The 12791-nt window shown below is 61.2% G+C and carries 8 protein-coding genes and 4 tRNA genes; 2 read left to right on the plus strand and 10 right to left on the minus strand.

Annotated features, from left to right (window positions below; translation table 11 throughout):
• Positions 1–34: 34 nt before the first annotated feature.
• The 8 genes from lon to U0O11_RS12515 all read right to left on the minus strand — a co-directional run bounded on the left by lon (position 35) and on the right by U0O11_RS12515 (position 7011).
• Entirely contained in the window at positions 35–2443 is a 2409-nt protein-coding gene (lon, locus tag U0O11_RS12480; RefSeq protein WP_107336273.1) for an endopeptidase La, read from the minus strand.
• A 232-nt stretch (positions 2444–2675) separates the two neighbouring features.
• Complete coding sequence (clpX, locus tag U0O11_RS12485; protein ID WP_043331299.1) at positions 2676–3965, minus strand: ATP-dependent Clp protease ATP-binding subunit ClpX; 1290 nt, start codon at positions 3963–3965, stop codon at positions 2676–2678.
• Positions 3966–4049: 84 nt separating this feature from the next.
• Positions 4050–4670, minus strand: coding sequence for an ATP-dependent Clp endopeptidase proteolytic subunit ClpP (clpP, locus tag U0O11_RS12490; protein WP_043331300.1), 621 nt, complete (start codon positions 4668–4670; stop codon positions 4050–4052).
• 122 nt (positions 4671–4792) lie between these two features.
• Positions 4793–6145, minus strand: coding sequence for a trigger factor (gene tig / locus U0O11_RS12495; protein WP_043331301.1), 1353 nt, complete (start codon positions 6143–6145; stop codon positions 4793–4795).
• Between the two features lie 315 nt (positions 6146–6460).
• A tRNA-His gene (locus U0O11_RS12500) sits at positions 6461–6535 on the minus strand.
• Positions 6536–6603: 68 nt separating this feature from the next.
• Positions 6604–6678 (minus strand) — tRNA-His (locus tag U0O11_RS12505).
• 93 nt (positions 6679–6771) lie between these two features.
• Positions 6772–6848, minus strand: a tRNA-Arg gene (locus U0O11_RS12510).
• Between the two features lie 86 nt (positions 6849–6934).
• Positions 6935–7011, minus strand: a tRNA-Pro gene (locus U0O11_RS12515).
• A gap of 619 nt (positions 7012–7630) precedes the next feature.
• On the opposite strand from U0O11_RS12515, the gene folD reads away from it, so the two are divergent.
• Together folD and mtnN are read left to right on the plus strand one after the other, a co-directional pair.
• Complete coding sequence (gene folD / locus U0O11_RS12520; RefSeq protein WP_324690360.1) at positions 7631–8500, plus strand: bifunctional methylenetetrahydrofolate dehydrogenase/methenyltetrahydrofolate cyclohydrolase FolD; 870 nt, start codon at positions 7631–7633, stop codon at positions 8498–8500.
• Between the two features lie 85 nt (positions 8501–8585).
• Positions 8586–9296: a 5'-methylthioadenosine/S-adenosylhomocysteine nucleosidase gene (gene mtnN, locus U0O11_RS12525; protein ID WP_043331304.1), complete on the plus strand. Its 711-nt coding sequence runs from the start codon at positions 8586–8588 to the stop codon at positions 9294–9296.
• Between the two features lie 117 nt (positions 9297–9413).
• Here the strand turns inward: mtnN and cysS are convergent, their stop codons facing one another.
• Both cysS and U0O11_RS12535 read right to left on the minus strand, forming a co-directional pair.
• The gene (cysS, locus tag U0O11_RS12530; protein ID WP_153636939.1) at positions 9414–10796 is read right to left on the minus strand and encodes a cysteine--tRNA ligase; all 1383 of its coding nucleotides are present in this window, start codon (positions 10794–10796) and stop codon (positions 9414–9416) included.
• 202 nt (positions 10797–10998) lie between these two features.
• Entirely contained in the window at positions 10999–12678 is a 1680-nt protein-coding gene (locus U0O11_RS12535; protein ID WP_043331306.1) for a glutamine--tRNA ligase/YqeY domain fusion protein, read from the minus strand.
• Between the last annotated feature and the right edge of the window lie 113 nt (positions 12679–12791).

Here is a 12791-nt window from a genome sequence, read left to right on the forward strand (position 1 = left end):
CCGTTTCGACAGCGGCATGGCCAAAAAAATCCCGTCAATGTGTACTGATCATTGTCTGACGACCACTGGCATCGTCTGAACGAGAATCGTCCTTCTCAGCAGTAGACTTTTCTGCTAGAGCCACCTCAAGCACTTCGTCGATCCAGCGCACCGGCCGAATATCGAGTGCATCCTTGATGGTGTCCGGAACCTCCTTGAGGTCACGGCGATTTTCCTCGGGAATCAGCACAAGCTTTATACCACCGCGTCGCGCCGCCAGCAATTTCTCCTTGAGGCCACCGATCGGCATGACTTCGCCGCGCAGGTTGACCTCACCGGTCATTGCCACGTCACAGCGCACGGGGCGTCCACAGTAAGCGGATACCATCGCGGTGACCATGGCAGCGCCCGCACTGGGGCCGTCCTTGGGCGTGGCGCCTTCCGGCACGTGAATGTGCAGGTCTTCCTTCTCGAAGCGCTCAGCCTCGATACCGAAGGCCTCGGCACGCGCACGCACCACGGTGTGGGCCGCACTCACCGATTCCTTCATGACGTCGCCCAGTGACCCGGTCTTGCTGACACGGCCCTTGCCCGGCGTGACGACAGACTCGATGGTCAGCAGCTCACCGCCGACGGAGGTCCAGGCCAGGCCAGTGACACGGCCGATCTGGTCCTCGGCATCGGCAAGGCCGAAGCTGTACTTGCGCACACCCGCGTAGTGCTCGACCTGCTCGGCCTCAAGGTGCATGGAAGACAGTGCACCCTCCTTTGCCTCGGCGACCACACGCTCACGCACGATCTTGCGGCAGACCTTGGCAAGCTGGCGCTCAAGTTCACGCACACCGGCTTCACGCGAGTAGTAACGGATCAGCTCGAGCACGGAGGCTTCGCTGAAGGTCAGCTCGCCCGGCTTCAGACCATTGGCCTTGAGCTGCTTGGGCGCCAGGTAGCGCATCGCGATGGCCAGCTTCTCGTCTTCGGTGTAACCCGGCAGACGGATGATTTCCATGCGATCGCGCAGCGGGCCCGGAATGTTCATCGAGTTGGACGTACAGATGAACAGGGTCTCGGACAGATCGTAATCAAGCTCGAGGTAGTGATCGGCGAACTTGTCGTTCTGCTCCGGGTCCAGCACCTCAAGCAGCGCCGAGGCCGGATCACCGCGGTGGTCCATGCCCAGCTTGTCGATCTCGTCGAGCAGCACCAGCGGATTCTTCACGCCCGTCTTGGCCATGCGCTGGATGATCTTGCCCGGCAGTGCCCCGATATAGGTGCGACGGTGACCGCGGATCTCGGACTCATCGCGCACGCCGCCCAGCGCCATACGGGTGTACTGGCGGTTGGTGGCACGTGCGATGGACTTGCCCAGCGAGGTCTTGCCGACACCTGGCGGACCGACCAGACACAGCACCGGCCCCTTGAGCTTCTTGACGCGCTTCTGCACGGCGAGATACTCGAGGATGCGTTCCTTGACCTCATCCAGACCGTAGTGGTCCTCGTCCAGCACCTTGGCGGCGTGGTCGATGTCATGACGCACACGCGTGCGCTTCTTCCACGGCACGTCGCACAGCCAGTCCAGGTAGGTGCGCACCACGGTCGCCTCGGCGGAAGTCGGCCCCATCATCTTGAGCTTGTTGAGCTCCTGGGTGGCCTTCTCCTCTGCCTCCTTCGGCATGCCGGCGTCCTTGATGCGACGCTCGTACTGCTCGACCTCGTTGGGCACGTCATCCAGCTCACCCATTTCCTTCTGGATGGCCTTCATCTGCTCATTGAGGTAGTACTCGCGCTGCGACTTCTCCATCTGCTCCTTGACGCGGGTACGAATGCGCTTTTCGACCTGCAACAGGTCGATCTCCGCTTCGATCAGCGTCATCAGGTGCTCGATGCGGTCACGCACCTTGTCCATCTCGAGCAGCGCCTGCTTGTCATTGATGCCCAGCGACAGATGCGCACTGATGGTGTCCACCAGACGGCTCGGGTCTTCAATGCCCTGCAGGCTGCCCAGCACCTCGTTGGGCACCTTCTTGGAAAGCTTCACATACTGCTCGAACTGGTTGAGCAGCACGCGCACCAGGGTTTCCTGCTCCCGCTCGGACAGCGGCTGGCTGTCACGCAGCGCGACGTCGGCGATGCTGTGGCCGTCGTCGTGCAGGCGAATCGCCTGGATATCGGCGCGCGAGCTGCCCTCGATCAGCACCTTGACGGTACCATCGGGAAGCTTGAGCAGCTGCATGATGTCGGCAACGGTGCCGATGGCGAACAGGTCTTCCGCCGTCGGGTCGTCCTGGCTGGCTTCACGCTGCGCCGCAAGCAGGATCTTCTTGTCGCCTTCCATGGCCACTTCGAGGGCCTGGATCGACTTTTCCCGGCCGACGAACAGCGGAATCACCATCTGGGGATAGACCACCACATCCCGCAGCGGCAGCAGCGGAAGTGTCAGGGTCTGATCTTCGTTCTGCTCCATGGCAGACGTTCCTCGGTATTCTGTGGGTGGGCCGCCTCACACGGCACTTTGATACTGAGACCATGGGGGCAAGGTCATGATTTTGCAATGATCCCGACACGCCTGGCGGTAACTCAACGCTGAATGAAGCCGTGCGTGACCCGCGAATGCATCACAGAAGGGATGGCTTGCGAGCGCAAACGCAACGGGGGGCCTTGCGGCCCCCCGTTGGTGCGACTCAGGCCCGGACGTTTCAGCCGTCCTTGCCGGCCACCTTGCCCTGACTCTCTTCGTTCTTGGAGTAGATCAGCAGCGGCTTGCTGTCGCCGGCAATCACCGACTCATCCACCACTACCTTGCTGACACTCTCCTCGGACGGGATGTCATACATGGTGTCGAGCAGCACGGACTCGAGGATCGAGCGCAGACCACGTGCGCCGGTACGACGCTCGATGGCCTTGCGAGCCACGGCACGCAGCGCATCTTCACGCAGGTCCAGCTCGACATCTTCCATCTCGAACAGGCGCGAGTACTGCTTGACCAGCGAGTTCTTCGGCTCGGTCAGAATCTGCACCAGGGCATCTTCGTCCAGCTCGGTCAGTGTCGCGATGACCGGCAGGCGGCCAACGAATTCGGGAATGAGACCGAACTTGACCAGATCACCCGGCTCGACGTCTGCCAGCACGCGACCCACGGTCTTCTCGTCCTGCTTGCTCTTGACCTCGGCATTGAAGCCGATGCCACCCTTCTCGGCGCGTTCGCGGATCACCTTGTCCAGCCCGGCGAAAGCACCGCCGACGATGAACAGGATGTTGCCGGTATTCACCTGCAGGAATTCCTGCTGAGGGTGCTTGCGACCGCCCTGCGGCGGCACCGAGGCAGTGGTGCCCTCGATCAGCTTGAGCAGTGCCTGCTGCACGCCTTCACCCGAGACATCACGCGTGATGGAGGGGTTGTCGGACTTGCGTGAGATCTTGTCGATCTCATCGATGTAGACAATGCCACGCTCGGCCTTCTCGACATCGTAATCGCATTTCTGCAGCAGCTTCTGGATGATGTTCTCGACGTCCTCACCGACATAGCCCGCTTCGGTCAGGGTGGTCGCATCCGCGATGGTGAACGGGACGTTCAACAGGCGCGCCAGCGTCTCGGCCAGCAGCGTCTTGCCGCTACCGGTCGGGCCGATGAGCAGGATGTTGGACTTGCCCAGCTCCACTTCATCCGCGGCCTTCTGACCGGCACGCAGACGCTTGTAGTGGTTGTACACCGCCACGGACAGCACACGCTTGGCGCGGTCCTGGCCGATCACGTAATCGTCGAGAGTGGAACGAATCTCACGCGGCGCCGGCAGGCGATCATCATCACCTTCGGCGTCGGCTTCGAGGACCTCTTCGCGAATGATGTCATTGCACAGATCGACACATTCGTCGCAGATGTAGACGGAAGGTCCCGCGATCAGCTTGCGCACTTCATTCTGGTTCTTGCCACAGAAGGAGCAGTACAGCAGTTTGCCGTTCTCGTCCTTGCCTTTGCCGTCAGCCATTCGCGTACCTCTCAATGGCGGCGACTCCCCGGGGAGCCGCCGGAAATGCATGTTTGCCGACGTCAGGTCAGCCGTTTACGCGGATCACTCCACGTCGGGACGGCGTTCCAGCACGGCATCGATCAGGCCGTACTCCACTGCCTGATTGGCCGCCATGAAGTTGTCACGGTCGGTATCATTGGCAATGGTGTCGAAGTCCTGGCCAGTGTGGTGCGCGAGAATGCGATTGAGCTTCTCACGGATGGTCAGGATTTCCTTGGTGTGAATCTCGATATCCGTGGCCTGACCCTGATAGCCGCCCAGCGGCTGGTGGATCATGACGCGGGAATTCGGCAGCGCGTAGCGCTTGCCGGCGGCACCGCCTGCCAGCAGCAAGGCACCCATGCTGGCTGCCTGGCCGATGCACACGGTGGACACGTCGGGCTTGATGAACTGCATGGTGTCGTAGATCGCCATCCCTGCAGTCACGGAGCCGCCCGGCGAGTTGATGTACAGATGGATGTCCTTGTCCGGGTTTTCAGACTCGAGGAACAACAGCTGAGCCACGACCAGATTGGCCATGTAATCCTCAACCGGACCCACAAGGAAGATCACCCGTTCCTTCAGCAGGCGGGAATAGATGTCATAGGCCCGTTCGCCGCGAGCATTCTGCTCGACAACCATCGGAACCAGACCGCCAGCATTCTTGATGTCGAAGTCGTTCATGGGGGCTTCCTTCATCCGATGACATTGATATCCATTGAGCATGCCACTTTACCCCGCCCACTGACCAGAGACCCGGCCGTAGCCGGGTCCTGGTCTAGCAAGCACTAGGGGTCAACCAAGCTTCAGGCTTGCTCGCCTTCGGCTTCAGCAGCCTCTTCTTCTGCTTCTTCCTGCTGCTGTGCAGCCTGCAGGGCTTCCTGGTAGGACATGGCAACGTCCTTAACCTGAGCCTGTGCCAGCAGCTTGTCAACGGCCTTCTCTTCAAGCAGCACGGACTTGAGCTGGTTGCGAGCCTGTTCGTTGGAACCATAGTACTCGGTGACCTGAGCCGGGTCCTGGTACTGCTGAGCCATTTCTTCAACGCGAGCATTCAGCTCTTCGTCGCTGACGTCCATCTCGTTGCTGCTGACGACTTCGCTGAGCAGCAGGCCAGTCTTGACGCGCTGGACCGCCTGGTCCTGGAACAGCTCGCCCGGCAGCTGGGAGACGTCGAAGTCTTCGCCCAGACCGAACTGCTGTGCAGCCTGACGCTTCAGGCCGTCGATTTCCTGGTCGGCCAGAGCCTGCGGCACGAGGATGTCGTTGGCCTTGGTCAGTTCGGCCAGCACCTGCTGCTTGACGCGATTCTCGATCGCGTTCTTCAGCTCACGCTGCATGTTCTTCTTCACTTCCACCTTGAAGCTTTCGACATCGGCAGCTTCCAGGCCGAACTGGGCGATGAACTCTTCGTTCACTTCCGGCAGTTCCTGAGCCTTGACGGCGTGGACCTTGACCTTGAAGGTCGCTTCCTGACCGGCGAGGTGCTCGGCCTGGTAGTCAGCCGGGAAGGAAACCTTGATTTCCTTGTCGTCGCCGGCAGCAGCGCCGACCAGCTGCTCTTCGAAGCCCGGGATGAAGCTGTTGGAGCCCAGCACCAGCTCGTGACCCTCTGCCTTGCCGCCTTCGAAGGCCTCTTCACCGAGGAAGCCTTCAAAGTCGATCTTGACCTGGTCGCCGTCAGCGGCAGCGCGCTCGACGTCGGTCCAGGAGGCGTTCTGCTTGCGCAGGGTCTCGATCATCTCTTCGACGTCGGCGTCGGTCACTTCAGCCTGCGGACGCTCGATTTCAGCGCCTTCAATCGGCTTCAGTTCGATTTCCGGGTAGATTTCCAGAGTCGCGACGAACTCCAGATCCTTGCCGGCTTCATCGACGGTCGCGTCGATCTTCGGCCAGCCAGCCGGGTTCAGTTCGTTTTCGGTGACGGCGGTCACGTAATGCTGGCGCATGATCTCGCCAACGATTTCGTTGCGCACGTCCTTGCCGTAACGCTGTTGCACCACTGCCATCGGCACGTGGCCCTTGCGGAAGCCGTTCAGACGAACGGTCTTGGCGGTTTCCAGAAGACGGGCGTTGACGGCCTGGTCGACTTCAGAAGCCGGCACCGTGATGGTGACCGTGCGCTCGATCGGAGAAGTCGTTGCGACAGAAGCTTGCATGAAAGTTCCTCTACCCACTGGTGGCGTTCGAATCATAAAGGCGAAGATTGTAGAAACCCCGCCACGCGCTGGCAAGCGCGGATATGACCCTTTCATATGGTGCCTTGGTCCAAGTTATTCAAGGACCCCGGCCATTTTCTGCTCCACCTACCCGCCAGACAGGCACCTGGAGCGCCCGGCAACCCGGAATCGTCATGCATGGAGCAGTGCGAAAAAACCAAAAAAAAGGAGGAGAAAGCCATTGGCCTTCTCCCCCTTTTGCGGCATGCCGCCCGCCCAAGTGGGCCAGGCAGCATCCTGATATTCATCGAGACGTGGGGTGGATGATGGGGTTCGAACCCACGACCACCGGAGTCACAATCCGGGGCTCTACCACTGAGCTACACCCACCACTTCTGGAGGTTGGACAGAAAGCCTGCCGTCTCCATCTCGTTGATACTGCTCAAGCTGACATGCAATGGGGTGGATGATGGGGTTCGAACCCACGACCACCGGAGTCACAATCCGGGGCTCTACCACTGAGCTACACCCACCACTGCATGAACATCTTCACATCGTCTGGTCGCAGTCATCAGGCTCAATGAAGAGCATTCCGACATCCACTTCGATGACAAACGTCATCTCGATGGCACGCCCAGCAGGACTCGAACCTGCAACCTACGGCTTAGAAGGCCGTTGCTCTATCCGGTTGAGCTATAGGCGCAGAAACTAATGCTGCGAGTCAACCTCCGGACAAAGCCCTGAATACTGTTCCAGAAGACCGAAGCCTTGCGATACATTGTATTCAAGTGGTCGGGATAGAGGGATTCGAACCCCCGACATCCTGCTCCCAAAGCAGGCGCGCTACCAGACTGCGCTATATCCCGAAACCGTCTTCAACCGACCGTCGAACCCCGTCGATGCGAGGCGTATTCTACCGAACTTTCGTCTGCGGTCAAGCCCTTACGTGAATTCTTTCCAAAAGAATCGTTTGCCCCCTCGCGCTGTCATGCCAATGTCATGTCATGGGCTTTCATCCCTGCAGCCCCCAACATCTCTCCTTGCTGATACAAGACGCCTTACCTGTCATCGCTTCTGCCACTGACGCAGTGATGACTTGCGACGGCTGAGCGCCGCCGGTGGACTGACTATCGTCTTCACGCTTTCTACCTCTCTGCCATCCACCCTCACCCATCCGCCCTCTCCCATCTACCCCACCCTTCTCCTTACTCCGCCCTCTGCTTCACCCTTTGTCTCCCCCTTTGTTTCTACCTCTGCTTGCGCCTCTACAGAGGGAGCGTCAAGGCGACAACCGCATGGCATGACCCCACTCTTGCCTGTGACTTGGCGCCGTCATCTGACCTGCGAATGCCTGCGAAAGACCTGACACCCATGACTACTTTCGACCAAGGTCGTCATTCGGCGTTGACTGGGGGGCAAGGCATGCGAAAATTGGCCATCGTTGTCCCTCCTGCATTTATCGCCCACGAGAAGGAATGATCGCTGATGTCAGCACAACTGATAGATGGCAAGGCCATTGCCGAACGCGTACGCCAACAGGTAGGCCGTCAGGTCGATGCGCGTCGTGATGCCGGTGAACGTATTCCGGGGCTTGCCGTCGTGCTGGTCGGTGAAGACGCGGCGTCCGAGGTCTATGTCCGCAACAAGCACCTCGCCTGCGAGAAGGCTGGCATCCTCTCCACCCAGCACCGCCTGTCCGCTGACACCACTCAGCAGGAACTGGAAGCCCTGGTCGACCAGCTGAATGACGACACCAGCATCGACGGCATCCTGGTGCAGCTGCCGCTGCCGGCGCATCTCGATTCACGCCCGATTCTCGAGCGCATTCGTACCGACAAGGACGTGGACGGCTTCCACCCCTACAACCTCGGTCGTCTGGCGCAGCGCCTGCCGGTAATGCGCCCCTGCACCCCCAAGGGCATCATGACGCTGCTGTCCGAGAGCGGCCTGCAGGTGCGCGGCATGGACGCCACCATCGTGGGCGCCTCCAACATCGTCGGTCGCCCGATGTCACTGGAGCTGATGCTGGCCGGCTGCACCACCACCGTCTGCCACCGCTTTACCAAGAACCTGGAGAGCAAGGTCCGCCAGGCAGACCTCGTCGTGGTCGGCGTCGGCAAGCCGGGCCTGGTCAAGGGGGAGTGGATCAAGGAAGGCGCCATCGTCATCGATGTGGGCATCAACCGCCTCGACAACGGCTCGCTGGTCGGTGACGTGGAGTTCGCCCCGGCGGCGGAGCGCGCAGGCTGGATCACGCCGGTTCCGGGCGGCGTCGGCCCGATGACCGTTGCCTCGCTGCTGGAGAACACCCTGTTCGCCGCCGAGCTGCACGATGCTCAGCTGGCCGGCAAGTAAGCACGCACCCTCTCGCTGACACCTCCCCTGGCCGCGGGGCATCGCATGACAGGATGCCCCGCAGGCCCTGCTTCAGGATTTCACCATGTCCCTCAAGACACTTGGCATCATCGGCGCCATGGCCGAGGAAGTCGCCATCCTCGCCGAGCTGCTGGAAGACAGCACCACGACTCAACATGCCGGCTCCACCTTCCACGTCGGCCAGCTGCACGGCCTCAAGATCGTGCTGCTGCAGTCCGGCATCGGCAAGGTCAACGCCGCCGTGGGCGCCTGCCAGCTGATCGAGCGCTATCAGCCGGACGCCATCATCAACACCGGTTCCGCCGGGGGCTTCGCCTCTGATCTGGAGATCGGCGACGTGGTCATCTCCAGCGAAGTGCGTCACCACGACGTCGATGCCGTGGTGTTCGGCTACGAATACGGCCAGGTGCCGCAGATGCCGGCCGCCTACCCGTCAGACCCGGCACTGGTGAAGATCGCGCGTGAGTGCGTCGAAGCCCAGGGCGAGATCAAGGCGCGTGAAGGCCTGATCTGCACCGGCGACATCTTCATGGCAGACCCGGAACTGGTCGCGCTGACTCGCTCACGCTTCCCGGACATGCTGGCCGCCGAGATGGAAGCCGCCGCCATCGCCCAGACCTGCTTCGTCTATGAGATGCCGTTCGTGGTCATCCGCGCGCTGTCTGACATCGCCGGCAAGGACAACAACAGCCAGTCCTTCGAGGAATTCCTTCACGTCGCCGCACGTCAGTCCTCGCGCATGGTCGAGGCCATGGTCAAGCGCCTCGCCAGCTGATCAGCCGCTGCCTGAGAGCGACCCCGCTCGACTGGCCAAAAAAATCGCCGCCCCTCTCGGGACGGCGGTTTTTTTCGCGGTGACATTTCGCGGCGACAATGCGTCATGCCAACGGCATCAGCCTTCCAGCACCCAGGTCGTCCCCTCGCGGGAATCCTTGAGGATGATGCCCTGAGCGGCCAGCTCGTCACGGATACGGTCAGCACCCGCGAAATCCTTGGCCTTCTTGGCGGCAGCACGCGCCTCGATCTGCGCCTGGATCTCGTCTTCCGACAACGCCAATGCGGCAGTATCGCCCTTGAGGAAGACCGCCGGGTCCTGCCCGAACAGCCCCAGCAGACCGCCCAGCGCGGTCAACTCGAAGGCCAGCGCCGGCGCCTGCTGCGGTGCCTCCTTCTTGGCACGGTTCAGCTCGCGGGCCAGCTCGAACAGCACAGACAGCGCACCGGCCGTATTGAAGTCGTCATCCATGGCAGCCACGAAACGTGCCCGCCAGTCGCCTGACACCTCGCCCTGTTCGGGCGTGACGTTCTCCAGCGCATTGTAGAAGCGCTCCAGCGAGCGACGCGCCTCATCCAGCGAGTTGGCTTCATAGCTGATCGCGCTGCGATAGTGGCTGGCCACCAGCAGATAACGCACCACTTCCGGGTTGTGCTGCTCCAGCACATCACGAATCGTGAAGAAGTTGCCCAGCGACTTGGACATCTTGTCCTGCCCGACACGCACCGCGCCGGCGTGCATCCACACGTTGGCATACTGCTGGCCAGTGGCGGCTTCGGACTGGGCGATCTCGTTCTCGTGATGCGGGAAGGTCAGGTCCGGCCCGCCGCCGTGGATATCGAAGGTGTTGCCCAGGCAGCAGGTCGACATCGCGGAGCACTCGATATGCCAGCCCGGACGGCCCGCGCCCCAGGGAGACGGCCAGCTGGCCTCGCCCGGCTTGGCGGCCTTCCACAGCACGAAGTCGAGCGGATCTTCCTTGGCCTCTTCCACTTCCACGCGCGCGCCGGACTGCATGTCATCGAGCTGACGGTTGTTGAGCTTGCCATAGCCCTCGAAACGACGCACACGGTAGTAGACATCACCGTTGCTGGCCGCGTAGGCAAAGCCCTTGTCGATCAGCGTCTCGGTCATCGCGATGATATCGCCGATGTGCGCGGTCGCCCGTGGCTCGCGATCAGGACGCAGGATCCCCAGACGCCCCTCGTCTTCGTGCATCGCCTGGATCATGCGCTCGGTCAGCGCCTCGAAGGCTTCGCCATTCTCGTCGGCACGCTTGAGGATCTTGTCGTCGATATCGGTGATGTTGCGCACATAGGTGACGTCATAGCCACGCGCACGCAGGTAACGCGTGATGATGTCGAAGGCCACCATCACACGCGCATGGCCGATGTGACAGAGGTCATAGACCGTCACGCCACAGACGTACATGCGCACCTTGTTGCCTTCCAATGGCACGAAGGGTGCCTTGGTCCGGCTCAGGGTACTGTAGATGGACAGTGTGCTCGCGGCATCTTCGAGTGAAATCATTCAGTCATCGCCCTTGGCTACTTTGCTGACAGTGCGCTGTCAGCCTTGCGAAATGGAGCGGCCCGCAGGCCGGTCATGCAGCTTCGTCATCGAAGGTACAGGATCAGCCTGCGGGCCGTGAAGCGGGTCAAAAGTCATACCAGCAGACCTCCCGCAGGAGGCCTGGCTGCCATCAACCCTTCTTCTGGGCCTTGGCCCAACCGTCCTTCAGGCTAACGGTACGGTTGAAGACCAGCGCGCCATCGACGCAGTCATGGCGGTCGGCGACGAAGTAGCCGATACGCTCGAACTGGTAACGCGTTTCCGGCGCGGCATTGCGCAGGCTCGGCTCACCGAAGCCCTTGACGATGCTCAGCGAGTTCGGATTGAGGTGCTCAAGGAAGTCGACATCCTTGTCACGGTCCGGCTCGGCTTCCAGGAACAGGTTCTCGTACTGACGCACCTCGACCGGCACCGCGTGCTCGGCGCTGACCCAGTGGATGACACCCTTGACCTTGCGGCCTTCCGGGTTCTTGCCGAGGGTATCGAGGTCGACACTGCAACGCAGCTCGACGATCTCGCCGGCCTCATCCTTGATCACTTCATCACAGCGGATGACGTAACCGTTGCGCAGACGCACTTCCTTCTCGGGCGCGAGACGGAAGAACTTCTTCGGCGCATCTTCCATGAAGTCATCGGCGTCGATCCACAGCTCACGGGTCAGCGGAATCTGGCGGGTGCCCATGTCGTCACGTGCCGGATGGCCGGGCACCTCGAAGACTTCCTCGTGACCTTCCGGCAGGTTGGTCAGCACCACCTTGAGCGGATTGAGCACGCACATGGCCCGCAGTGCGTTGTCTTCCAGGTCGGAACGGATGGCGTGGTGCAGCATGCCGATCTCGACCATGCCGCCATCCGCGCGGCTCACGCCGATCATGTCGCAGAACTTGCGAATGGAAGCGGCCGTGTAGCCACGACGACGCATGCCTGAGATGGTCGGCATGCGCGGGTCATCCCAGCCATCGACGACGCCTTCGTCCACCAGCAGCTTCAGCTTGCGCTTGGAAGTGACGGTGTAATCCAGATTCAGACGCGCGAACTCGATCTGACGCGGCGTGACCGGTACCGGCAGGTTGGCCAGGAACCACTCATACAGCGGACGATGGTCCTCGAATTCCAGCGTACAGATGGAATGCGTCACGCCTTCCAGCGCATCGGACTGACCATGCGTGAAATCGTAGGACGGGTAGATCTTCCACTTGTCGCCGGTCTGGTGGTGGCTGGCATGGCGGATACGATAGAGGATCGGATCACGCAGATTGATGTTGGGCGCCGCCATGTCGATGCGGGCACGCAGCACCTTCTCGCTCTCGCCGAATTCGCCCTTCTTCATGCGCTCGAGCAGATCGAGGTTTTCCTCGGGGCTACGCTCACGGTAAGGGCTCGGGCGACCCGGCTCCTTCAGCGTGCCACGATATTCACGAATCTCGTCCGGCGACAGGTCATCGACATAGGCCTTGCCTTCACGCACCAGGTGCTGGGCCCAGGCATAGAGCTGGTCGAAATAATCGGAAGCGAAGCGCACCTTGCCGGCCCACTCGAAGCCCAACCATTCGACGTCTTCCTTGATGGCGTCGATATAGGCCTGCTCTTCCTTGGCCGGGTTGGTGTCATCGAAGCGCAGGTGACAATCGCCACCGAGCTGCTGCGCCAGACCGAAGTTCAGACAGATCGACTTGGCGTGCCCGATATGCAGGAAGCCGTTGGGCTCCGGCGGGAAACGCGTGACAACCTTATCGGCACGGCCGGCCTCGAGTTCTTCGCGGATCTGGTTAAGCACGAAGTTCGGGGCGCTCTGGGTCTCGGTACTCATGAAGTTTCGCTGCACCTCTGTGTGGTTCCTGGGCGTCGTATTGCGGGTCGTCATGTGGTTGAACGAACGTGCGCAAGGACAACAAGACGGATGATCGGGGCTGCATCCACGCG

This window comes from Cobetia sp. D5 (assembly GCF_035666195.1).
Classification (GTDB): Bacteria; Pseudomonadota; Gammaproteobacteria; order Pseudomonadales; family Halomonadaceae; genus Cobetia; species Cobetia amphilecti.

What these genes read in the sequence shown, in the direction of transcription:
- lon (WP_107336273.1), bottom strand. Translation starts at nt 2,443, where the DNA reads ATGGAGCAGAACGAAGATCAGACCCTGACACTTCCGCTGCTGCCGCTG.
- clpX (WP_043331299.1), bottom strand. Translation starts at nt 3,965, where the DNA reads ATGGCTGACGGCAAAGGCAAGGACGAGAACGGCAAACTGCTGTACTGC.
- clpP (WP_043331300.1), bottom strand. Translation starts at nt 4,670, where the DNA reads ATGAACGACTTCGACATCAAGAATGCTGGCGGTCTGGTTCCGATGGTT.
- tig (WP_043331301.1), bottom strand. Translation starts at nt 6,145, where the DNA reads ATGCAAGCTTCTGTCGCAACGACTTCTCCGATCGAGCGCACGGTCACC.
- folD (WP_324690360.1), top strand. Translation starts at nt 7,631, where the DNA reads ATGTCAGCACAACTGATAGATGGCAAGGCCATTGCCGAACGCGTACGC.
- mtnN (WP_043331304.1), top strand. Translation starts at nt 8,586, where the DNA reads ATGTCCCTCAAGACACTTGGCATCATCGGCGCCATGGCCGAGGAAGTC.
- U0O11_RS12535 (WP_043331306.1), bottom strand. Translation starts at nt 12,678, where the DNA reads ATGAGTACCGAGACCCAGAGCGCCCCGAACTTCGTGCTTAACCAGATC.